This is a genomic window from Stenotrophomonas sp. ISL-67 (assembly GCF_018612915.1).
GTDB lineage: Bacteria > Pseudomonadota > Gammaproteobacteria > Xanthomonadales > Xanthomonadaceae > Stenotrophomonas.
In genome coordinates this window covers 42518-65778 of record NZ_JAGGRL010000005.1, presented here as the reverse complement: position 1 = coordinate 65778, position 23261 = coordinate 42518, and the positions used below count along the sequence as shown (strand labels likewise).

The following is a 23261-nucleotide window of genomic DNA, read 5'->3' as shown; positions in this document are numbered from 1 at the left end:
CTGCGCACGTGTTTACCCCGGCAGCCCCGGCTGCCACAGGAGGGGCGCTCACGCGCCCCTCTTTCATACACAGGAATGGCCATGTCACCGCGTCTGCTTCCCATCGCCACCGCCGTAATGCTCTATTGCAGCAGTGCAGTAGTGCAGGCTGCGCCTGCGGCCCTGGAAAGCCTCACCCTGCTCGATCAGGCGGGGGGCTTGCCCGATGACTTCCGTGACCACTTCTTCGACGTACCCCTGGTGGTCCGCGTCGAGCGTGACGGACACTACCTGGGCGATGCCCGGGCCGTGCTCTCGCGCGAAAACACCTTGTCGCTGCTGGAATTCACCGACAGCAACGACAGCACCCAGCCGGCCGCCGAACGCGAGCGCTGGCTGAAGGTGCTTGCCACGCCGCGCCCGTTGGGCGCCTGCAGCCAGGCCTGCGACGCGGGCCTGGTGCAGCTGCATTACAGCCTCGAAAGTTCGCTGCTGTCCATCGCCACCGACCGTGGCGGCGACGCGGCGGAGGAGCAGCGCCATCACGCATTGCCCGAGGGCGGCAGCCGTGGGTTGATCCTGCGCCACCAGCTCAACGCCTATGCGGGCGAGGGCATGGATGCAGCCGGCCGTTACGCCGTGGACGCGCAGGGCAGCCTGGGCCAGTGGACGCTGGTGGGCAACTACCAGGTCGACCGCAGCGGCGACGAAGAAGGCGAACTGCGCCATTCGGTGCAGAGTCTGTATGCCCAGCGCGAATTCCGCGACAACTTCCTGCGCGCCGGCTACTTCCTGCCGAACTTCCAGGGCGTGACGCGCCAGCCGCGTGCGTCGGGATCGGTCAGCCACACGACCATCGGCGTGATGGCCGGTTCATCGGACAGCCTGGCCATCGATACGCGCGCCCCCAGCCTGTACCCGGTTTACCTGACCGCCAACCGTGAAGGCACCGTGGAGGTGTTCCGCGATGGCAGCCTGATTCTTACCCAGCCGTTGCAGGCGGGTCTGCAGGAGCTCGACACCCGGCGCCTGCCGGGCGGCATTTACGAGGTCGAACTGCGGGTGATCGAGGACGGCCGCGAGAGCTCGCGCGAAACCGCGGTGATCCACAAGCCGAGCAACTGGCGCGACCCCAGCCGCCGTTGGCGCTACAGCGCGTTCGCCGGCATGCAGCACACCCTGCTGGACAGCATCGAGGACCCCAACGCGGGCAAATTCGCGGCGGGCGGCATCGTCAACTACCTCGCGCACCCGCGTGCGGTGGTTGGCCTGTCTGCACAGCACCTGGACGGCGAGAATGCGATCGCCGGGTCGCTGGACTGGCAGATCAACGACAGTGCCAACCTTTACACCAATGCCTACACCAGCGACAGTGGCAACGGCGTGGACCTGCAGGGGCTGTGGCGCTACCGCCACGGCAGCGTGATCGTCTCGCACAACCGCAGCTGGCAGGAGCGTCGCCGTCCCGGCGATGATCAGTTCCCGCTGGTCCCGGATCGCCCGCTGCCGGAGACCCGGTCCGGCTGGTTGCAGACCAGTGCGCTGAGCGTCAACCACCGCCTGGGCGACAGCAGCCATGTGGCCGCGCGCGTGTCGCATCACTCTGGGGTGAGTAATGGCGTCGGCCTGGACCTGTCGTTCAGTCGCCGCCAGACCCTGTTTGGCAGCGATGCCACCTGGCGCGCAGCGGTGTTCGACCGCCCGGCCAACGTGAGCAGCGGCAGCCGCCGCAATCGCGGCGTTGATTTCACCCTGAACATCGCGCTCGGCCAGGAAGGTCGCCGCTACAACGGCAGCCTCGGCAGCCGTACCGCCACCGACGGCGGGCGCAGCCTGTACGCCAGTGCCGGTGCACAGCAGAACTTCGACGAGGGGCTGCTGCGTGGGGTGGCGGGCCAGGCCACGCTGGATAGCGATGGGCTCGGCCTGAGCGCGAATGCGCAGTTCGAGCACCCGGCGCTGCGGGGCGACATGCATGCCCAGCGCTCCTCGCTGGGCGGGCAGCTCAGTGGCGGTCTGAACCTGGAAAGCACCATGGCGGTGGGCGGCGGCAAGCTGGCCATTGCCGGCGCCGGGCAGGTGAGCAGCACCGATACCGGCATGATCGTGGACGTGAGTTCCGAGCTGGGCGATGTCGAGCTGCGCGCGCACGACAGCCGTGGCGGTTCGTACGTGCTGCAGCCGGGCCGCAACTTCCTGCCGGTCACTGCCTACCGCAACGGCGCGCTGCAGATCGATTTCCATGGGCGTGCAGCGCCGGCGGCGACGATCCAGCCGGCCACCCTGGATTACCACCTCAACAAGGGCGGGGTGGCCTACGGCAAGGTTGAGGTGCTCAGCACCTTCACCGTGATGGGCCATCTGAAGGACGCCGCTGGCCAGCCACTGGCCGGCGCGCATGTGATCAACCACGCAGGCCGCAGCGTTGCCGAAGCCGATGGCTTCTTCACGCTGGAAATGAGTGCGCGCACACCCACGCTGGAAGTGCGCCACCCCAAGGTAGCCGGCTGCAGCTTCCAGCTCGACGGCACCACCACGCGCCCGCAGGGCGACACCTGGCTGGCCGGCATTCTGCAATGCCCGCCGGCCGTCCTGGCCACTGCGCAATCGACCTCTACTGCGTCCGCTGCTGGAGCAATGCCATGATCCGTGATCTCCTTTCCATCGCCGTGCCGGTTCGCCTGCGCCAGGCGCTGTGCGCGCTGGCGCTTGTCGCCGGTGCCGGCGCTGCCAACGCCGCCGACATTCTTATTACCGCCGAGTTCAAGCCGAGCACCCTCGATCCCAACAAGCGCGAGTTCGTGAACACCACGCCGTGGTCCGGCGTGTGCTACGGAACGCATCAGGCGGCCTGCATCCACAACAACTGGTGGAGTATCGATACCAAGATCCGTGGCAAAAAGGATGCAATTCGCGAGGCCGGCTGGACGCCGAACGGGTTCTACATCGGCATGCCGGCGCCGCGCACCGTGACCGTCGTGTCCGATGATGGCAGGAATACCTTCGACCTGGGCTTCAATATCATCGGCGCCGCGATGCGATTGGTCGATGAGGATCGCGACGGCCCCTTCGAGCCAGCATCGAACGGTAATCCGAACAACTGCAATCTTGGATTGAAGAATGTCGGCGCCAATAACCGCAGCGCCATGCGCATGTTCCTGCGTCGCGACGGCGGTGAGGGCGTGGTCGCCTGCGCGCTGCACTGGATTACCACCAACAACTACCTGATGACCGAGTTCGACTTCACCTACAAGCTCACCACGCCCCAGCCACTGGGAATGCCTTCCGGGGTGTATCGCGGCATGACCACCTTCCGGGTGGGCGGTACGGGTGAGGGTGCCGACTTCGACCTGGGCAACGGCGTCACGCTGGATGACAACATTGTCAACGTGCACTTCGAGCTGGATGTCCACCATCCTTTCGAGCTTGAACTGCCGCCGGGCAGCGACCGTGCGGTGCTGGCACCCCGCGGCGGCTGGACCCAGTGGAGCGACCACGGCATCGTGCCGAAGATGCTGGAGCGCGAGCTGCCGTTCACCGTGAGCAGTTCGGGCCAGTTCAGCGTGTCGCTGCAATGCCAGTATCCGCTCCCCGATGGACGCTGCGCGATCCGCAACATGACCGAAGCGGCGGACGATGCGCCATTGGACATTGCCTTGTCACTACCGGGATTCCAGGTGGAGGCAAAGGGCGCAAACGCGGTCGGGCTGCCTTTGACCACGACCATGGAGCCACCGGTGTTCACCGCGGATGTGCTGTTCATCCGCCAACCTTCGCAGCTGCATTTCGCGGTCAAAGGCGATGCGGTCAAGGAGATGCTGGACCACCCTGGCAGTCATTACCGGGGTGACGTCACCGTGATATTCGACGCGGATCCTTGAGGCAGCGAAGCGTGCACCACCGTGCAGCACCCCCACATGCCCACAGGGCGACCCCTGGCTGGCCGGCATTCTGCAGTGCCCGCCGACCGGCCTGACCGCGCAGTCTTCGTTGGCTGCGCCTGCTGGAGCAATGCCATGATCCGCAACCTCCTTTCCACCGCTGCGCCGGTTCGCCTGCGCCAGGTGCTGTGTGCGCTGGCGCTGGCCGCCGCTGTCGGTGGTGTCCATGCGGCCGACATTCATATCACCGCCGAGTTCAAGCCGAGCACCCTTGATCCCAACAAGCGTGAATTCGTCAATACCACGCCATGGTCGGGCGTGTGCGTGGGTACGCACCAGCAGGCCTGCATCAACAACAACTGGTGGAGCATCGACACCAAGATCCGTGGTACCAAGGATGGCATCCGTGAAACCAACTACGGTCCGAACGGATTCTATATTGGCATGCCACCGGCCCGTACCGTAAATGTCACTTCCGATGATGGTAAACACAGTTTCGACCTTGGCTTCAACATCATCGGTGCGGCGATGCGTCTGGTGGATGAGGACCGCGACGGACCGCGGGAGCCGGCCTCGGTAGGGAACCCCAACAACTGCAACCTGGGTTTGAAGAATACCAACGCCTTGAATCGCACGGTCATGCGGATGTTCCTGCGCCGCGACGGTGGAGAGGGCGTGGTCGCCTGTGCTCTGCATTGGCTGAATACCAACAACTACCTCATGACCGAGTTCGATTTCACCTACAAGCTGACCACGCCAGCTCCGCTGGGGATGCCCAGTGGCGTGTATCGTGGTGTGACTGCGTTCCGCGTTGGCGGCACGGACGAGGGGGCGGACTTCGACCTGGGCAACGGCGTCACGCTGGACGACAACGTGGTGAACATACATTTCGAGTTGGATGTCCATCATCCTTTCGAGCTTGAACTGCCGCCGGGCAGCGACCGTGCGGTGCTGGCACCCCGAGGCGGTTGGACGCAATGGAGCGACCACGGCATCGTGCCCAAGATGCTGGAGCGCGAATTGCCGTTCACCGTGAGCAGCTCGGGCCAGTTCAGCGTGTCGCTGCAATGCCAGTACCCGTTGCCGGATGGCCGCTGTGCGATCCGCAACATGACCGAAGCGGCGGAGGATGCTCCGCTGGATATTGCCTTGTCGCTGCCGGGATTCCGGGTGGCAGCAACCGGCGCGGACGCAGTGGGGTTGCCCTTGACCACGACCATGGCGCCACCGGTGTTCACTACGGATGTATTAGTTATCCGCCGTCCTTCGCAGCTGCATTTCGCGGTCAAAGGCGATGCGGTCAAGGAGATGTTGGACCATCCCGGCAGTCATTACCGGGGTGACGTCACCGTGATATTCGACGCTGATCCGTAAGGCTGCGCGGTCCGCATCGCTTTGCTACAGCAGTGTGACTGCCGCCAGCGGCGTTGTGAACTGTTTACCCAGATGCGTGATACGTGTACGTGGGCTTGCATCCACGTACGCGGTGATAACGGACCGACCCCTAGGGTGGAATCACCGGCATCGCTTTCGACGCCGACTACCGGAGATACGTGATGGGTAACCAGCAGAATCCGCAGCAGGGTCAACAGAACCCGCAACAGGGCCAACAGAACCAGCAGAACCAGAAAGACCAGCAGGACAAGCAGCGCCAGGGCCAGCAGCAACAGCAGGACCCGAACCAGAAGAACGAGCGCAACCAGCAGGGTGGCCAGCAGGACGAAGAAGAATAAGCGCCTGCACCAACGGAATAACCGGAGTCCGGCCACATGGCCGGACTCTTCGTATGCGCGCCATTCACGAGGCAAGTGATACCCATTCGCATTTGCGGTACACTGGGGCGATCGCCTTGCGTTGAGTCGTGCCCGCCGTGCTTTCCAGCCTGATTCCTGTTTTCTCCCCGTGGTTGCGCACCGTCGGTGCCGCAGCGGCCTTGGGTGTGGTTGCGATGTCGACGGCTGGGGCGCAGCAACGCAACCCGTTGCAGAAGGTCGGCGAGACCGTCCTGGACCAACCGGCGCAGCGCTATCGCTTCGAGCGTTTCGTGATTGAAAGCGGCGAGCCGGCACGCCGCTGGCGCATCAACGTCGGTGTGCCTACCCGCAACGCGGCCACGCCGGCGCCGGTGCTGTACATGCTGGACGGCAATGCAGCGGCGATGGTGTTCGACCAGGCGCTGCTGAGCGACCTGGCCGCGCATGCCGCGCCGGTATTGGTGTTCATTGGCTACGACAACGACCTGCGCATTGATTCGCCTGCGCGTACGCTGGACTACACCGCCTGGGTGGACACCGCCGATGATGAGAACGGCACGTCGCGGTCCAGTGGCGGTGGCGCCAAGGCGTTCCTGGATGTCATCCAGCAGCGCATCAAGCCCGAGGTGGAACGCCGCGCCCGCGTGGATACGCAGCAGCAATCGCTCTGGGGCCATTCGCTGGGCGGCCTGTTCGTGCTCAGCACCCTGTACACCCAGCCGACTGCCTTTCAGCAGTACGTCAGCGCCAGCCCCTCGCTGTGGTGGAGCCAGGGCGCGCCGCAAGGCACGATGGAGCAGGGCTTCATCGCCCATCCGGCACCGGCGAAGGTATGGCTGATGCTCGGGGGCGATGAACGCACCGGCAATCGCGGTGCGCGTGACATGAGCAACCCGCGCGTGGTCGCACACCTGCGTCGCATCGCAGGCGCCACGCCGGATGCGTCGCATGCGCTGAGCGGGCGCCTGGCAGATGTGCCGGGCCTGAACGTGACCTACCGTGAATTTCCCGGTCTTGGCCATGGCCCGATGTTGCCCGCATCGCTCAAGGCCACGCTGGCTGCCTTGTACGGTGTGACCGACCGCAACGCCGCCAGCGGGACGCCAGCGACCGACGCGAGCGCCGATTGAACCGTTTTTCCCTTACCCAGGCAGTGTGTGGCGCCATGCCACCGTCGCAGCGATGCGTCCACGCCAAGGCAACCCTTGTGACACGCGCCATTGGCGCGCCCCTACAGAAGGAGTCTGCTATGTCCCGAATGATGTCCCTCCCGCGCGTTGCCGCATTGGCCCTGGCCCTGTCGCTGGTCATCGGTGCGGTGTCCGCGCAGCCGGTGTTCGATGCGCCGGCCAACGGCTTCCGTGGCAAGGTCAGTGCCCGTAACGAAAACGTGATTCCGGGCAGTACCGCTGAAGTCACCGGCCGTGCGTTCGTACCGGGCCAGCAGGTGACCCTGCTGCGCGGCGAGACCGTGCTCAACGCCACCCCGGTGGTGGTCGACGCGCAGGGCACTTTCAAGGCCAGCGTGCAGGTGCCCGCCGACGCCGTGCCCGGCCAGCATCCGGTCGTGGTGCGTGCCAGCCAGCCGGCCGCCGCCACTGTCGTGGCCCTGCGGGTATCGCCGTACCTACCGCTGAGTGGGCAGCAGGCGTTCCAGCAGACCTCCGGCAAGCTGGTCCAGGGTTTGTACCAGAGCGCCTACAGCGCAGGCAGCAACGCGCTGTACGTGACGTCGGCTGTCGGCCGCCCGCCGGTAACCCAGTCGCAGCTGCTCAAGGTCGACCCGAAGACGCTGAAGGTGGTCAAGGCGATCACCCCGGCACAGGTACCCGATGCGAAGGGCGGCAGCGTGTTCGCGGTGTATGGCGTTGGCGTGGACGATGCCAACGGCAACGTCTGGGTGAGCAACACCCGCCAGGACACGGTGGCGGTGTATCGCCAGTCGGACCTGTCGCTGGTGCATCAGTTCCCGGTCGGCGCGGTGCCGCACGCACGCGATGTGGTGGTGGATGCGCAGCGCGGCAAGGTGTTTGCTTCGGCCGCCGGTGAGGACCACCTGTCGGTGTTCGATGCGAAGACCTTCACGGCACTGGAGCCGATCACCCTGGCATCGGGCGTGGACGATGAAAAGTTCGTGCCGATGAGCCTGGTGCTGGATGAAGCCAGTGGCAAGCTGTTCACGGTGAGCATCGGCACGCCCGAAGCGGCCGTGATCGACGTGGCCAGCGGCAAGGTGGACAAGGTCATCGACCTGGGCAACGCGATCAGCGCCTCGGGCGTGGCATTCGATGCGAAACGGAACCGCCTGTATGTCGCCTCGCAGGGTACCGACAACCTGCTCATCGTCGACGTGGCCAGTGGCAAGGTGCTGCACGACGTGCCGGTGGGTGCGGGCGCACTGAACGTGGCGTTCGAACCGGTGTCCGGGCTGGCGTACGTGACCAATCGGGGCGCCGGTACGGTGACCGTGGTGGATGGCGACGGCGCGGTGGTTGGCAACATGGACGGTGGCACCTTCCCGAACCACGTCCGCGAGGACGGCAAGGGCAACGTGTTCGCGGTCAACAAGTCGCGCGGCGCGGAAGATCCGAAGGGTGACCGCATCACCCGCATCACCCCGACCCGCCGCTGATGCACCTTGCGCGCCGGGCACCGGCCCCGCGCGCACCTCACTGGAGTAGTACATGTCGAGTTCACTGACTGCGCCCCGTGGCGTGCTGGTGCTGGCCCTGGCGGCCGCGCTTGCGGGTTGCGGCGGCAAGCCTGCAGATACGGCGGCAGCTGGCGCTGTCGCGGCGCAGGCCGCCGACGCAGCGGGTGCGTCTTCGCCTGCCGCGCTGCCGGCCGGCTGGCTGCACCTCGCGGGCACCGACGTGCCGTCCAGCGGCAACCTGACCCCGGTGTTGCCGGTGACGGTGGCCTCCGATGACGGCGAACAGGTAACGGTGAACGACGCCTCGCGCATCGTGGCCGGCGGCGACGATGTGATCGCGGTGATCGAAGCGTTCGGCATGGGCGGCCAGGTGTATGCAGCACCGCTGCGTTCGGCGACGGAAGCCGGGCGCAAGGCGCCCAAGCAGTTCCTGTTCAACCGCACCACCGGCGTGGAAGGCGTGCTCAGCCTGGAAGGTACGCTGTTCCTGGGCAACAGCCTGCGCCGGCATGCCGAACTGGCGAAGAAGCTGCGTGGTGCGGGCGAGGCCGCCGTGGTGATCGACGACCTGCAGCCGGCGCCGGACAAGGTGCGCAAGGTGGCGGCCGCGCTGGGCGTGGCGGAGGCGGGCAATGCGCTGGCCGCACAGGTGCAGGCGCAGCTGGATGAGGCAGCGGCGATTGCGGCGGCCAGCAGGGTGCATCCGCGGGTGATCCATCTTTCGGCTACCGGCGCCGGCGGCGCGCCTACCGTGGCGGGTGCCGACAGTGCGTCCGGCACGCTGATCGGGTTGGCCGGCGGCGTCAACATCGGCACCGAAGCCGGCGTAGCCAATTACTCCGCGCTCAGCAATGAAGGCGTGGTGGCGGCGGCACCGGAGGTCATTCTGGTGACCGAAAACGATCTGCAGCTGTTCGGGGGCGAGACAGGACTGTGGAAGGCTTACCCGACCTTGAAGCAGACCCCGGCGGGGGCGGCCAACCGCGTGTGGGTGATGCCGGACGTGCAGTTGAAGGCGGCCAGCATCGGTTCGGGCAGCGGCGCGGTGGCGTTGGCCAAGGCGTTGGCGGCGGTGCCCTCACCGTGAGCATGACGCCGTGATGGAACGCACTACGCGCCGACGTGCGGGCGGATGGGTGCTGGCGATGATGGCGCTGGCACTGCTGGGCGCGATCCTGGCTTCGTTCGCGGTCGGGCCACTGCGCCTGCCACCGCTGGAGGTAGTGCAGGCGGTGGCGGTCAAGCTGGGTATGCTCGACCCCTCGCAGGTGAGCCAGCGCGACATGGCGGTGGTCTGGAACCTGCGCATTCCACGTGCGCTGCTGGGCGCGCTGGTGGGCGCGTCGCTGGCCATGGCCGGTGCCAGCCTGCAGGGGCTGTTCGGTAATCCGCTGGCCGACCCGGGCATCGTGGGGGTGACCCAGGGCGCATCACTCGGCGCGGTGGCGGCCATCGTACTGGGCGCCGGCAGCGTGGGCGGCTGGACACTGCCGCTGGCGGCGTTCGCCGGCGGTGCGGCGGCGATCAGCCTGACCTACGCGCTGGCGCGGCCGGGGCGCAACAGCGGCACGGCCACGTTGCTGCTGGTGGGTATTGCGATGGCGGCGTTCTGCTCGGCGGCCATCGGTTTCCTGACCTACATCGCCAGCGAAAGCGAACTGCAGTCGCTGGTGTTCTGGCAGATGGGCTCGCTGGCCCAGGCGGACTGGGCCGATGTGGCGGCGGCGCTGCCGGTGTTCGTGCTGGGCACGTTGGCGTTGCTGCGCATGTCCATACCGCTGGACATGCTGGCGCTGGGGGAGCGCCAGGCGCAACACCTGGGGCTGGACGTGAAGCGCACGCGGTTGAAGCTGATCGCCTTCAGTGCCCTGCTGGTCGGTGCGGCGGTGGCGTTTGCCGGCTCGATCGGCTTCGTCGGGCTGGTGGTGCCGCACGTGGTGCGCATGCTGGTGGGCCCGGGGCACCGCTGGTTGCTGCCGGTGTCGGCGGTGACCGGCGCGCTGCTGATCGTGGTGGCCGATACGGCCGCACGCACGCTGGATCCACCGGCGGAGATTCCGCTGGGGTTGTTCTCGGCCGCATTGGGCGCACCGTTCTTCCTGTGGCTGGTGCTGCACCAGCGCCGGAGTGGCACGGTATGACGGCGCCGTTCCTTCAGCTGGACGGGGTGGCGGTGCGCTTCGGGGAGCGCACCATCCTGCACGACATCCACCTGGGCTTCGTCCCAGGTACGCTGACCGCGCTGGTCGGCCCGAACGGGGCGGGAAAGTCGACCCTGCTGGCGGTGGCCAGTGGCGACCTGGCGGCCGACGCGGGGCAGGTGGTGCTGCACGACCAGCCCATCGCGCAGTGGAAGGCGATGGCGCTGGCGCGCGAGCGCGCGGTGATGCCGCAGGACCACGCGGTGCGGTTCGCCTTCACGGTGGAAGAAGTCGTGGCGATGGGGCGGCTGCCACACCCGGCCGATGCGCTGTGCGATGCCGCGCTGGTGGAGCAGGCGCTGGGCCAGTCAGAAATGACTGGCCTGCGCGCGCGCGAGGTGCAGACACTGTCCGGCGGCGAAGCGGCGCGATCTACCTTCGCGCGGGTACTGACCCAGGCCACACCGTTGCTGCTGCTCGATGAGCCGACCGCGGCGCTGGACCTTCGCCACCAGGAGCGCACGCTGCGCGCGGTGCGCGGGTTGGCCGACGCAGGCGCGTGCGTGATCGTGGTACTGCACGATCTGAACCTGGCTGCAGGCTATGCCGACCGTATCGTGCTGCTGGAGCAGGGCAGGGTGGCCGCCGATGGCACGCCCGACCAGGTGTTGACCCGCGATCACATCGAACGCGTGTACCAGCAACCGGTGCTGGTGTTGCGGCACCCGCAGCGCGATGTGCCGCTGGTGGTGGTGGCGGACTCCAACGGGTGATGCGGTAAGGCCCTCTTCGGCCTGGGTCATGCGTTACCGCACCGATGTGCGTTACGGCCGTCGTTTGGGAACCGACGCTACCCATCCCTACCAGCCGAAGGTTGCCGTGGCCGTGACGGTGCGGCCGCTGCCGTAATAGCAGGACGAGACACCGGTGCAGGTGGAGACGTAGCGCTTGTCGGCCAGGTTGCTGGCGTTGAGCGCCAGCTTGACGTCGGTGCTGCCGAACCGGCCCAGGTCGTAGCGCAGTGCCGCGTCGAACAGGGTGTAGGACGGAATGCGGTACAGGTTGGCGCTGTCGCCGTAGCTGACCCCGTTGTAGCGCGCGCCGGCGGCCAGGCTCACGCCGCGCAGGGCGCCGTCCTGGAAGGTGTAGTCGGCCCAGAACGAGGCGCTGTAGTCCGGCACCATGGCCAGCTGCCTGCCCCGGTAGGCGGACGAGGTCAGCATTTCCGAGTCCATCCTTGAGGCAGCGCCGATCAGGCTCAAGCCGCCGATGGGGGTGATCCGGCCTTCCAGTTCGATGCCGCGCACGCGACCTTCGTCGCCCTGGATGGAGCAGGTGGCGGTGCCGGTGGCGCCGCAGTTGCGGTGGGTTGCCACCGGATCGTCGACGATCATGTCCCGCTGGCGCAGGTCGTACACGGCCAGGGTAACCAGCCCGTCGACGCTGGCGGGCTGGTACTTCAGGCCGGCTTCCCACTGCGAACCGGTGACCGGATCGAACGCGGTCCGGGCGTAGCTGTCGAGCGGGGATTTTGTCGAGGGCTGGAAGGATTCGGCATAGCTCACGTACGGGGTCAGTCCGTTCTCGAACACGTACAGCAGGCCGGCACGGCCGGTGAAGGCTTCGTTCTTGATCACGTTGTGCGCGCCGGGCTGGGAGATGCCGGTGGCGATGTTCCGGGCGGCGCTCAGGGTGTCGTCCTTGGTCCAGTCGTAGCGGCCGCCCAGGGTCAGGCGCCAGTTGCCGGCGGCCAGCTGGTCCTGCAGGTACGCACCGCTCTGGCGGTTGATGCCGGCGGTGGGCGTTTCGGTGGTGACGGTGGGCTGGTAGGGGTAATAGACCGGGTCGAAGATGTCGATCGCGCGCGGGTTGGTCATCGCGCTGCGTACGCCTTCCCAGTCTGCGCGCTGCCAGTCCCAGCCCAGCAGGACGGTGTGGTCAACCGTGCCCGTGCTGAAACGCGCCTGCAGGCGGGTGTCGAAGGTGTCGCCATCGGAATCGCCGGTGCCCTGCACGCCGCGGCGGTTCTGGGTGCGGCCGTCTGCATTGAGTGCACCAAAGGTGACCACGCCGCGGTACAGCGAATCGACGTGCGTACGGCGGGCGTTCTGGGTCAGGGTGAGGTGGTCGTTGAACTGGTGTTCGAACATCCAGCCGGCCGTCCACAACGTGCGGTCGAAGGTGTTCCAATCCGGTTGGCCGATGAAGGTGCTGTTCTTCATGTGGCCGTAGGGCGTGGCGTTGAGCGTGCCGGCCATGGGCAGGAACTGGTAGGTCGAGCCGCCGTCGTCCTTCTGGTACATGCCCAGCAGGGTGAGGCGGGTGCGCTCGGCGATCTGCCAGGTGTAGCTCGGCGCGAGGAACCAGTGCTCCTGCGCGGTGTGCTTGATCTGGGTGTCGCCGTCGCGGTACAGGCCGACCAGGCGCAGCAGATGGGCGTCGTCGGCGGTGCCGGTGCCGACATCGAAGGCCGCGCTGTACTGGCCGTTGGCATCCACGCCCAGGCGCAGCAGCGGCTGCTGGTCCGGGGTGGGGGTCTTGCTGACCTGGTTGACCATGCCGCCGGGCGCGACCTGGCCGTACATCACTGCGGAGGGGCCCTTGAGCACCTCCACCCGTTCCAGGTTCCAGCTGTCGAACATGCTGCGGTTCCACTGGCTGCCCTGCGGTGCGCGCATGCCGTCCAGGGTTACGTTGTTGGCCCAGCTGCCGGCGTCGAAACCGCGGATGCGGAAGTCGTCCACGCGGTTGTCGATGCCGCTGCTCTCCAGGCTCACGCCCGCCACGTAGCGCATGGCGTCGTTGAGTGACTGCACGCCACGCGCATCCAGTTCGGCGCGTTCCACCACGGCGATGGATTGCGGCGTTTCGGCAATGCTGGTGTTGGTCTTGGTGGCGCCGCTGGTGCTGTTGGCGGCACGGTAGGCGTTGACCTGCACCGCATCGAGGGCAGTGGCGGTCTGCGCGAAGGCGGCAGGTGAGGCAGCGCTGGCGATGCAGCAGGCGAGGGCAAGCAGGTTGGGACGCAACCGGCGGAACGAAACGGGGGAGGGGGTCATGTACTGCCAGCGTCGAGGATGTCGCGATGCGACGTTGCCTGCGTATTCTAGGGACTTTCACGAAGGATGCAATTGCGACCTATTCGCATATACAAGACGGGATCGGGGGGTGTTTGTTGTCTGTGATGCAGTCATGCAGCGGCCATGGCCGTCAGTGTTCCACCGGTGATGCTGAAAACCGCTTGCACGCCAGAATCAGAGGTCTAGAATTCGCCCCAGATCCTTTCAACCACCGCCATGAACCCGATGCCGCTCCTGACGTTTTTTACTCGCACCCGCGCTTTCGCGGGACGGGCGCGTCTGCCTCGCGGATCCTCTGGCGGGTGATCGATTGCTGATCACCGCAGGACCCCAGACAGAGCGCCCATCGGGCGCTCTTTTCGTTTCTACAACCGCATGAAGGAGAACGTGCCATGCACCAGATCGCCGAGCCCCAAACCTGGCCGCACGCCCGTTAGCCAACGGCGGCGTGCGGCTTCCTGATGATGGCAGCAGCGAGACCCAGACCATGAACACCCACACCCCGCACCTCCGGCGCAACCTCGGCATCATTGCCCACATCGACGCCGGCAAGACCACGCTTACCGAACGCCTGCTGTGGAAAACCGGCGAGATCCATCGCGTCGGCGAAGTCCACGATGGCGCGGCCACCACCGACTTCTCGGCGATCGAGCGCGAGCGCGGCATCACCATCGGCGCGGCCGCCGTGCAGGCGCATTGGGCGCCGCGTGGCGAGCCCACCCACCATCTGACCCTGATCGACACGCCCGGGCATATCGACTTCGCCATTGAAGTCGAACGTTCGCTGCGCGTGCTCGATGGCGCGGTGGCGGTGTTCTCTGCCGTGGACGGCGTGCAGCCACAATCGGAAACCGTATGGCACCAGGCCCGTCGTCATGGGGTGCCGCTGATCGCGTTCGTCAACAAGATGGACCGCATCGGCGCCTCGTTCGAACGCGTGCTGGCGCAGCTGCAGGACAAGCTGCAGGCGCGGCCGTGGGCGATCGGCTGGCCATTGGGCGCGGAAAGCACGTTCCACGGCTGGATCGACCTGGTCGAACGCAGCACCGTGCAGTGGGACGAGGCCGGCACGCCGACCCGCACCGCATGGACCACCGTCGAACACGGCGAGTGGGAGCCGCGGCGCGCGGCGCTGGTCGAATCGGTTGCCGACCACGACGAGCTGCTTGCCGAAGTCTGGCTGGACGGCAGTGCCGTGGAGGCAGACGCGCTGCGCGCGGCGTTGCGCCGGGCTACGCTGGCGGGTGCCGGTGTACCGGTGCTGGCGGGCGCGGCCTTCAAGAGCAAGGGCATTGAAACCCTGCTCGACGCCATCGTGGATTACCTTCCTGCGCCGGAAGATCGGCCGGCCGTGGTGGCCACGGAGGAGAATGGCGAGGTCAGCCTGCCGCCGGACCCGGACGGTCCGCTGGCGGCGCTGCTGTTCAAGATCACGCACCAGCACCACGGTGCGTTGAGCTTCGTGCGGGTGTACTCCGGCACGCTCAAAGTGGGCGATGCGTTGGCCAGTTCGCAGCATGCGCAGGGACGCCGGGTCAGCCGCCTGGTGCGGGTGCAGGCAGACCAGACCCACGACATCAAGCAGGCCGTGGCCGGTGACATCGTGGCGGTACTGGGCTGGAAGGATGCGGTGAGCGGTGAAACGCTGAGTGCGCCTTCGCGCCCGCTGCTGCTGGATGCGATCCAGGCGCAGCACGCGGTGCTGGCGTGGCGGTTGACCGCGGAGAAGGCGGCTGACCTGATCCGCATCGCGCAGGGCCTGTCCAGCCTGGCCCAGGAAGATCCGTCGTTCCGCGTCGAAACCGAAGCGGACAGCGGGGAAACCCTGGTCTGGGGCATGGGCGAGCTGCACCTGGAGGTGATGGTCGAACGGCTGCGCACCGAATGGAACGTCAATGTTCGAACCGGTGCGCCACGGGTGGCCTACCAGGAAACGCTGAAGCAGGCGGTACGGGGCGTGGAAGGCAAGGTGGTCAAGCAGACCGGCGGCCAGGGCCAGTACGCACGGGTGGTGCTGGAGGTCAGCCCACGCGAGGACGGCGAGGTGCATTTCGTCGACCGCACCGTCGGCGGCGTGATCCCGCGCGGGTTCGTGGCCGCGGTGGAGAAAGGCGTGCGTGGCGCGCTGTCGGAGGGTCCGCGTGGCCATCCGGTGGTGGGCATCGAGGTGGTGCTGGTCGACGGGCAGACCCATGCCAAGGATTCGTCCGATCTGGCCTTCCATCGGGCCGGTGCCGAAGCGGTGAAGGCCGCGCTGCTGCAGGCCGGCACCCGGCTGCTTGAGCCGGTGATGGAAGTGGCCATCCACGTGCCGTCGGTGAATGTCGGCGACGTGGTGGGCGACCTCAACCGCCGCAGCGGCCGCATCGCCTCCATCGAGGACCAGGGCGGCCGTGCGGAAGTGGTGGGCTACGCGCCGTTGGCGCAGTTGTCCGGCTACACCACCTCGCTGCGCTCGCTGACCCAGGGGCGCGCATCGAGCGACATGCGCTTCAACGGGTATGAGGAAGTGCAGGCCGCTTGACGCGATGCCGTCAGGAATGGGAACGGGGCCGGCAATGCCGGCCCCGCGGACACGCATGGCGTGTCCCTACACCCCCTGCAGCCCAACATCCACGTTCGACCCCCACCCCGAGCGACCAAAGATCGTAGTGACACGCCATGCGTGTCAACGCCATGATCCTGCGCACGTAGGTCGCCATGCGTGTCAACGCCATGATCCTGCGCACGTAGATCGCCATGCGTGTCACCGCCATGACCCTGCGCACGTGTGATTTACAATGGCCGCATCCGCTTCAGGAGCCCCACCATGACCACCCCCCATTTCCATCCCATCGGCACCCCCGGCCAACCCTGGGGCGATACCGAACGCGCGGCATGGCGCGCGCGCCAGATCGTGCAACGCAACCATGCGGACGACGTGGTCGCCGCACTGAACGCGCTTCCCGATGCACTGGAGGTGGTGCAATACGGCCAGCTCGAATCCATCACCGGCACCTACCCGCTGTTGCTCGCCATGACCCGCGATTGGAATCCGGCACTTCCCACCGCGCTGGTCACCGGCGGCGTGCACGGCTACGAAACCAGCGGCGTGCACGGGGCACTGCAGTTCCTGCACGACCACGCCCCTGCGTACGCCGGCCGCATCAACCTCATCGTCGCACCCTGCGTCTGCCCTTGGGGCTACGAACGCATCCAGCGCTGGAACCGCGATGCCATCGATCCCAACCGCAGCTTCCGTGACGGTGGCCGGATTGTCGAATCGGCCTCGCTGATGAACTGGATCGCCGCGCGCAACGACAGCCTGCTGGTGCACCTGGACCTGCACGAAACCACCGACAGCGACGCGCATGAATTCGATCCGGCGCTGGCGTCGCGCGATGGCAGGCCATGGATCCCGGAAACCATTCCAGACGGCTTCTATGTGATCGGCAACAGCGAGAATCCCGAACCGGCCTTCCAGCGTGCCCTGATCACCGCCGTGGCACCGATCACCCACATCGCACCCGCCGATGCGCACGGCAACCTGGCTGGGCTGCCATTGCAGGCGCCGGGCGTGGTCTGGGGCGAATCGCGTTCGATCGGTGCCTGCGCCGGCTTCACCAACGCGCGCTTCGCCACCACCACCGAAGTGTATCCGGACAGCCCGCGCACTACACCGGTGCAGTGCAACGATGCACAGGTGGCGGCGATACGCGCCGGGCTGGACTTCGCCCTTGCAGCGACCGGCAACCAGTAGTTTTACTGGCAGCTTTACCGCGGCCCGCGCCTCGGCAACGGTTGACGCGCCCCACACGTGGGGGCACTCTGGCAGCGCATGTTTCCACCCGACTTTGATCGCGTGACCTGAACCACAGGGAGAATCATGACCGCTGCAACGTCGACCTCTTCATTGGGAGCCAATCCCGGCGGACATACCCGCCTGTGGCGCGTGTTCTGGCTGCTGGGCGTGATTCCGAGCAACGTGCTCTGGGCCGTTGCACTGTGGGCGCTGGCACGCCAGCAGGTTGCGCTGGTGTTGGGCCTGTTCGCGGTGCTGCTGCTCTACACCGGCTGGATCATTCCGGCGGTCTGGCGCGCGGCGCCGACCGCACGCACGCCCGGCCTGGGTGTTGCGGCGCGCGGGCTGACCGTGGGCTGGGGCCTGAACACGGTGCTGGTGATCTTCTTCCTCACGCTGGAGCTGGTAAATCAGTAGAACTGGACCGGTTCCCCGTCGCGGTCGAACGCGGCGAATCGGGTTACCTGCCCATCGTTGATGGCGTTGACCATCAAACGCAATGGTTGCGCGGCTTCGTCGCTGGACGGGGCCACCCCGGCACGCCCGTCCAAAGCGGCAACGAAGACCAGGTCCCACTCCATGCCCGTATCTGCCGATTCAACCTGTAGCGCGTGGAACGAAGCGACTTCGGTCGGCAGCTTGTCCACGCACAGCACCGGACCCAGCGTGCCCCCTTCGCGCCGCGCGTGGCGGGCGTGCTGGTCTGCGGTGGGCGACTCGGGCAGTTCGGCACGTACGAAGACGAACAGCAACCGTTGCGGTTCGGGCTGGGTGCCTGCGGCCTGCAGCAGGCCATCGAAGTCGGTCAACGCCATGGGCAGTGTCATCCGCGTGCAGCAAGTGAAACCGCATGCTGCCACAACGCAGCCGGCTGTTGGATGGCGCCGCATTGATTTAAATCATACCGGCGTGGGAGGGCAGCTCGTAGGCTGGTCGCCATCGAAAGCACCGAGGCCAACGTACGCCATTGCACGTACCTGAATACAGGAGGATGCCATGACCCAGCTCACCGACGGCTTCGGTCGCCGCTTCCCGTATCTGCGCCTCTCATTGACCGAAGCCTGCAATTTCCGCTGCAGTTACTGCCTGCCTGATGGTTACCAGGCCGACGGTCGCCCCACGTTCCTGGACGTCGACGAAATCGTGCGGCTGGTCCGCGCCTTCGCCACGCTGGGCATGCACAAGATCCGGCTGACCGGCGGTGAACCCAGCCTGCGCAAGGACCTTGAGCAGATCATCGCACGCGTGGCCGGCGTGCCCGGTATCCGCAAGATCGCCATCACCACCAATGGCACGCTGCTGCCGCGCCGCCTGCCGGGCTGGCACCGGGCGGGCCTGACGGCGCTGAACGTCAGCATGGACAGCCTGCAGCGCGACCGTTTCCACGCCATTACCGGGCACGACCGCCAGCCGGAAATCCTGCAGGGCATCGCGCTGGCACAGGAGCTCGGGATGGAATCGATCAAGCTCAATGCGGTGCTGCTGCGTGGCCTCAACGACAACGAGCTGCCCGCCTGGATGGCGTTCCTGCGCGACCGGCCGGTGAGCGTGCGCTTCATCGAGCTGATGCGTACCGGTGACAACGCGGCGTACTTCGAGCGCCATCACCTGCGCGCGGACGTGGTGGTGGACCAGCTGCTGGCCGCCGGTTGGCGGCTGCGCCCACGGGCCGCCGATGCTGGCCCCGCACGCGAATACACCCATCCCGACCATCGCGGCAGCATTGGGGTGATCGCGCCGTATGCGCGTGATTTCTGCCAGGGCTGCAACCGGTTGCGGGTGACCGCACGCGGTGACCTGCGGTTGTGCCTGTTCGGCGAGTTCGGCGTGCCACTGCGGCCGTTGCTGCAACACGAAGACGACCGCGACGCACTGCTTGCGCGGATCACCACCCAGCTTGGCCTCAAGGCGGCCGGGCATGGGCTGCACCAGGGCCAGACCGGCCTGACCCCGAACCTGGCATCCATTGGAGGATGAGTACGCAATGACTGGCGAGATATCCGCAGCCTTCCACATGGCCGATGTGCGCGACAAGCGCGTGACCCGTCGGCGCGCGGTCGCCGTGGGCGAACTGCTGGCTGGGCCGGTGGCCTGGCCGCTGATCGTGCAGCGCCGGTTGCCCAAGGGCGACGCGCTGGTCATGGCGGAAGTGGCCGGGCTGCAGGGCGCGAAGATGGCGTCCGCGCTGATGCCGCTGTGCCACCCGCTGCCGCTGGAGCTGGTGCGCGTGCACTGCGCGCCGGTGCCTGAGCGGCATGCGATCCGGGTGTGGTGTGAATGTGCAAGCGAAGCGCGTACCGGTGTCGAGATGGAAGCGTTGGCGGGGGTCACCGCGGCGCTGCTGACCCTGTACGACCTGAGCAAGCCGGTCGAGCCCGCGCTGGAGATCGGCGCGGTGCGCCTGTTGTTCAAGGAAGGCGGCAAGCGCGGCCTGTGGCTGCATCCGCAGGGCATGAATGACGAGGAGCGTGAACGTTTCCAGCCACGCCCGCCGCGCCAGTTGCAGGGTGCGCCCTGTGCCGTGCTGACGCTCAGCGACCGCGCCAGTGACGGGCGCTACGAAGACCGCTCCGGCCCCCGCCTGGTGGAAGGGTTGCAGGCACTGGGCGGCCGGATCACCGCTGCCGAGATCCTGCCCGATGGCGTACAGCCCCTGGCCAGGCGCCTGCAGCAGTTGGCTGCCGAGGGTGTCCGGCTGTGCCTGTGCACCGGCGGCACCGGCCTGGGCCCACGCGACCTCACCCCGGAGGCCCTGTTGTCGGTGGGCGGGCGACGGGTTGAAGGCCTGGCGCAGATGGTGCGCAGCCTGAGCGCACAGCACACCCCGCTGGCGTGGCTGAGCCGCGCCGACGTGGTGCAGGTGGGGCAGATGTTGGTGTTCGCGCTGCCGGGCAGCCCGCGCGCAGCGGTGCAGTGCCTTGACATCCTGGTACCCGTGCTGGGCCACGCGCTGGCGATGGTCGAAGGCGGTGACCACCCATGATCGGCTACGACGACGCACTGCAGCGGATGCTGGCCTTCACCGAAGCGCTGCCGGCTGAGAGGGTGGCGGTGGCGCAGGCCGGTGGGCGCGTACTGGCGCATGATGTGCCCAGCCCGCAGTGCCTGCCGTCCTTCGACAATGCGGCGATGGATGGCTTCGCGTTGCGCTGTGCCGGTCAACCGATGGCGGCAGGCACCGCACTGGACGTCCAGGGCTGGCAGGCCGCAGGCGATCCTGCGCGCGATGGGGGAGAGGGCGCCATGGAAATCATGACGGGCGCGCGCATGCCTGACGGACTGGACAGCGTGATTCCGGTCGAACACGTGCGCGTAGCCGCGACGGTCGGTGGGCGACCGACACGGATCGAGCTGCTGCAGGCGGTCCAGCCCGGGCAGCATGTGCGGCTTCGGGGGCAGGACGTACGCACCGGCGAAATGCTGGTGGCCGCCGGCAGCACGCTTGCGCTCAATGCGCGCACGCTGCTGCACGCGGCCGGGGTGGCCCGGGTCGACGTGCGCATGCAGCCGCGGGTGGCGGTGATCACCACGGGCAAGGAGCTGGTAGGTGATGCCGAGCAGGCACTGCACTCCGGTGAGATCCGTGACAGCAACCGGCCGTACCTGGTCGGGCGGCTGCAGGCCGCGGGCGCGGAGGTGGTATGGCAGGGCGCGGTGGGAGACGACGACGCTGCGTTTGGCGCGGCGCTGGACGCGGCATTGGCGGCCGGCGCGCAGATCGTCATCAGCACCGGTGCGGTATCGCAGGGCCGTTACGACTTCATTCCCGATGCACTGCGGGCAAGGGGCGCCACCATCGTGTTCCACAAGGTGGCCATCCGCCCTGGCAAGCCGCTGCTGTTTGCGCGGCTGGCAGGCGGCGCACTGTATTTCGGCCTGCCGGGAAACCCGGTTTCGGCAGCAGTAGGCCAGCGCTTCTTCGTGGAACCGGTGCTGCGGGGCCTGTTGGGGCTGGCGCCGGAGGCGGTGCTGCAGGTGCCGCTGCAGGCCGATGTACGCAAGCCGCCGGGGTGGCGCTTCCATGCGCGGGCCCGGGTTGAACTGGATGCCGGCGGACAGCTGTCGGCGCGGGTGCTGGCGGGCCAGGAATCGTTCCGGCTGATGTCGATGCTGCAGGCCAATGCCTGGGTCGTGCTGGACGGTGATGAGGATGTCGCACGGGCGGGCACGCCGGTGCAGGTACAGGGCTGGGGGCACCGTGATCCGGTGCGGCTGGCCCGGCTGGAGGTCTCATGAACACAGTACAGGTGCAGCTGTTTGGTGCGTTCTCGGAGCTGGTGCCGGAGCGGTTGATCGACATCGAGGTGGCCGGCGACTCCATCGCCGACCTGCGCCATGCGCTGCGCGAGCTGCTGCCCCGGCGCTGGCCCGCGTTCCGCGCCGGCCTGCTGGAGTATTCGGCGTTCGCCGATGAGCAGCGCGTGCTGCGCGACCACGAGAGGCTGCCGGTGGATGGCCGGGTGGCGATCCTGCCACCGGTGAGCGGAGGATGAGCATGCACACGCGCCAGCAGTTGAAGGTGGTGGAACGTACCGACGCGGCGATCGACCCGGCCGACGCAATTGCCTTTGTCTCCGATCCCGGCTTCGGCGGCATCGATGTGTTCATTGGCAAGGTGCGCGACCTCAACCAGGGGCGCGCGGTGCAGGGCATCAGCTACGACCTGTTCGTGCCGTTGGTGCTGAACGGGTTCCAGCAGCTGGCTGCCGAGGTCGAGGCGGAGTTCGGGCCACGGCTCAAGCTGTATGTCGCCCATGCCAAGGGCCGGCTGGCGGTGGGTGAGGTGGCGGTGGTGGTGGCGGCAGGCAGCCCGCATCGTGACGAGGCATTCCGCGCCTGCCGGGCATTGATCGAGGCGGTGAAGCACCGCTCGCCGATCTGGAAGCAGGAACACTATGTGGATGGTGACAGCGTCTGGAGCGAAGGCTGCTCACTCTGTTCTTCGGTGCACGATGAGCACGCCCATGGGCACGCCGCGCACTGACCGCGCCATTGCCGGCATCGTGCTGGCCGGTGGCCAGTCGCGCCGCATGGGTCGGGACAAGGCCATGCTGCCATGGAATGACGCCAGCCTGCTTGCGCACATGCGGGCACTGTTGCTGCAGGCTGGGGCCGAGCCGGTGCGGGTGAGTGGTGCATACCCTGCCTTCGGCGGCGTTGAGGACATGTTGGCCGGGCAGGGGCCGCTGGGCGGCCTGCACAGCGTACTGCGCACGCTGCCCGACGGCATCGCCTGGGTGGTGCCGGTGGACATGCCGCGCCTTGATGTGTCGCTGCTGCACCAGCTGCGGGAGGCGCCGCCGGCGGCGTGTGTGATCTTCGCCGGACAGCCATTGCCGATGCGGCTGCGGGTGGATGCGGCCACACGGGCCCAGCTCGATCAGATGTTGGCTGGCGCGCACGGCCCCCGTTCGCTGCATGCGCTGCAGGAATCGCTCGGCGTGCTGGCATTGGATCCCGATGAACACGCCAGCGCACGCCTGACCAACTGCAATACCCCTGAACAGTGGAAGGAACTGGTGTCATGAAGGTTCAGCTGCAGCACCAATCGGTGCGGGTGCGGGTCGACGAGGATGAGCTGGCACGGCTGCTTGCCGGCCAGACCCTCAGCAACCTCACCCGGCTGGGGACCGCTCCGCCGTGGGCCCTGTTGATCGTGCTCGGCACGCAGGACGCCGCCAGCCTCGAGTACGAGGGGCACGCACCCCGCATCGTGCTGCCTGCCGGGCTGATCACCGCATACAGCGGGCGGCTTCCGTGCCGCGATGGTCTGTCGTTCCGTCTCGAGCAGGGGCATGAAGCGCTGCAGGTGCAGTTCGACGTCGACGTGCGCGACAGCATCCGCCAACGCGGCGCCACCCGTCGCGGAACCGTGGACGTGCCGGTCAGTTGATTTTTGTCAGGTGAGGTTCGATCCCGCCGGGGCGATTGATCGAGATCAACCCGGAAGCCGGCGCCGACCGTTCCAATGGTCCGGTGACCCGGCAGCTGT

The 23261-nt window shown here is 67.2% G+C and carries 21 protein-coding genes; 19 read left to right on the top strand and 2 right to left on the bottom strand.

Annotated elements, in window-relative coordinates:
• The first annotated feature begins 81 nt into the window (after window positions 1-81).
• The 9 genes from J7J08_RS07145 to J7J08_RS07105 all read left to right on the top strand — a co-directional run bounded on the left by J7J08_RS07145 (window position 82) and on the right by J7J08_RS07105 (window position 11181).
• On the top strand, window positions 82-2625 hold the full coding sequence (locus J7J08_RS07145; RefSeq protein ID WP_251006490.1) for a TcfC E-set like domain-containing protein: 2544 nt from the start codon (window positions 82-84) through the stop codon (window positions 2623-2625).
• Window positions 2556-3860 carry a hypothetical protein gene (locus tag J7J08_RS07140; protein WP_214903246.1) on the top strand — a complete coding sequence of 435 codons (1305 nt, stop codon included), beginning with the start codon at window positions 2556-2558 and terminating at the stop codon, window positions 3858-3860. Before J7J08_RS07145 ends, J7J08_RS07140 begins: the two co-directional genes overlap by 70 nt.
• A gap of 183 nt (window positions 3861-4043) precedes the next feature.
• A complete protein-coding gene (locus J7J08_RS07135) occupies window positions 4044-5234 on the top strand; it encodes a hypothetical protein (protein ID WP_214903243.1) in 1191 nt (396 codons plus the stop codon).
• A gap of 182 nt (window positions 5235-5416) precedes the next feature.
• A complete protein-coding gene (locus J7J08_RS07130; protein WP_214903240.1) occupies window positions 5417-5593 on the top strand; it encodes a hypothetical protein in 177 nt (58 codons plus the stop codon).
• 215 nt (window positions 5594-5808) lie between these two features.
• Complete coding sequence (locus J7J08_RS07125) at window positions 5809-6744, top strand: alpha/beta hydrolase-fold protein (protein WP_214903238.1); 936 nt, start codon at window positions 5809-5811, stop codon at window positions 6742-6744.
• Between the two features lie 119 nt (window positions 6745-6863).
• Window positions 6864-8246 (top strand): ATP-binding protein, encoded by a 1383-nt coding sequence (locus J7J08_RS07120; RefSeq protein ID WP_214903236.1) that lies wholly within the window; start codon window positions 6864-6866, stop codon window positions 8244-8246.
• 52 nt (window positions 8247-8298) lie between these two features.
• Window positions 8299-9354, top strand: a complete 1056-nt coding sequence (locus J7J08_RS07115) for an ABC transporter substrate-binding protein (protein ID WP_214903234.1) — start codon at window positions 8299-8301, stop codon at window positions 9352-9354.
• Between the two features lie 13 nt (window positions 9355-9367).
• Window positions 9368-10408, top strand: a complete 1041-nt coding sequence (locus J7J08_RS07110; protein WP_251006489.1) for an iron ABC transporter permease — start codon at window positions 9368-9370, stop codon at window positions 10406-10408.
• Complete coding sequence (locus tag J7J08_RS07105) at window positions 10405-11181, top strand: heme ABC transporter ATP-binding protein (protein WP_214903232.1); 777 nt, start codon at window positions 10405-10407, stop codon at window positions 11179-11181. The genes J7J08_RS07110 and J7J08_RS07105 overlap by 4 nt, the downstream gene beginning before the upstream one ends.
• Window positions 11182-11268: 87 nt before the next feature.
• On the opposite strand, the gene J7J08_RS07100 is transcribed toward J7J08_RS07105, so the two are convergent.
• The gene (locus J7J08_RS07100; RefSeq protein ID WP_214903230.1) at window positions 11269-13467 is read right to left on the bottom strand and encodes a TonB-dependent siderophore receptor; all 2199 of its coding nucleotides are present in this window, start codon (window positions 13465-13467) and stop codon (window positions 11269-11271) included.
• A gap of 508 nt (window positions 13468-13975) precedes the next feature.
• Here J7J08_RS07100 and fusA point away from each other — a divergent pair.
• From fusA to J7J08_RS07085, 3 genes are all read left to right on the top strand, one after another.
• On the top strand, window positions 13976-16012 hold the full coding sequence (fusA, locus tag J7J08_RS07095) for an elongation factor G (protein ID WP_214903228.1): 2037 nt from the start codon (window positions 13976-13978) through the stop codon (window positions 16010-16012).
• Between the two features lie 285 nt (window positions 16013-16297).
• Entirely contained in the window at window positions 16298-17227 is a 930-nt protein-coding gene (locus J7J08_RS07090; protein WP_214903225.1) for a M14 family metallocarboxypeptidase, read from the top strand.
• Window positions 17228-17353: 126 nt separating this feature from the next.
• Window positions 17354-17686 carry a hypothetical protein gene (locus J7J08_RS07085; protein WP_214903223.1) on the top strand — a complete coding sequence of 111 codons (333 nt, stop codon included), beginning with the start codon at window positions 17354-17356 and terminating at the stop codon, window positions 17684-17686.
• Here J7J08_RS07085 and J7J08_RS07080 read toward each other — a convergent pair.
• Complete coding sequence (locus J7J08_RS07080; protein WP_214903221.1) at window positions 17680-18084, bottom strand: ribonucleotide reductase subunit alpha; 405 nt, start codon at window positions 18082-18084, stop codon at window positions 17680-17682. The two genes, J7J08_RS07085 and J7J08_RS07080, sit on opposite strands and share 7 nt — an antisense overlap.
• A 181-nt stretch (window positions 18085-18265) precedes the next feature.
• Here J7J08_RS07080 and moaA point away from each other — a divergent pair, with 181 nt between their 5' ends.
• The 7 genes from moaA to J7J08_RS07045 are packed head-to-tail and all read left to right on the top strand — an operon-like array spanning window position 18266 to window position 23162.
• On the top strand, window positions 18266-19246 hold the full coding sequence (gene moaA, locus J7J08_RS07075; protein ID WP_214903219.1) for a GTP 3',8-cyclase MoaA: 981 nt from the start codon (window positions 18266-18268) through the stop codon (window positions 19244-19246).
• A gap of 7 nt (window positions 19247-19253) precedes the next feature.
• Entirely contained in the window at window positions 19254-20252 is a 999-nt protein-coding gene (moaCB, locus tag J7J08_RS07070; RefSeq protein ID WP_214903217.1) for a bifunctional molybdenum cofactor biosynthesis protein MoaC/MoaB, read from the top strand.
• Window positions 20249-21505: a gephyrin-like molybdotransferase Glp gene (glp, locus tag J7J08_RS07065; protein WP_214903215.1), complete on the top strand. Its 1257-nt coding sequence runs from the start codon at window positions 20249-20251 to the stop codon at window positions 21503-21505. Before moaCB ends, glp begins: the two co-directional genes overlap by 4 nt.
• A complete protein-coding gene (locus J7J08_RS07060) occupies window positions 21502-21762 on the top strand; it encodes a MoaD/ThiS family protein (RefSeq protein ID WP_214903213.1) in 261 nt (86 codons plus the stop codon). Before glp ends, J7J08_RS07060 begins: the two co-directional genes overlap by 4 nt.
• A 2-nt stretch (window positions 21763-21764) precedes the next feature.
• The gene (locus J7J08_RS07055; RefSeq protein WP_214903211.1) at window positions 21765-22253 is read left to right on the top strand and encodes a molybdenum cofactor biosynthesis protein MoaE; all 489 of its coding nucleotides are present in this window, start codon (window positions 21765-21767) and stop codon (window positions 22251-22253) included.
• A complete protein-coding gene (locus tag J7J08_RS07050) occupies window positions 22234-22797 on the top strand; it encodes a molybdenum cofactor guanylyltransferase (RefSeq protein ID WP_214903208.1) in 564 nt (187 codons plus the stop codon). Before J7J08_RS07055 ends, J7J08_RS07050 begins: the two co-directional genes overlap by 20 nt.
• The gene (locus J7J08_RS07045; protein ID WP_214903204.1) at window positions 22794-23162 is read left to right on the top strand and encodes a hypothetical protein; all 369 of its coding nucleotides are present in this window, start codon (window positions 22794-22796) and stop codon (window positions 23160-23162) included. Before J7J08_RS07050 ends, J7J08_RS07045 begins: the two co-directional genes overlap by 4 nt.
• Window positions 23163-23261: the final 99 nt, after the last annotated feature.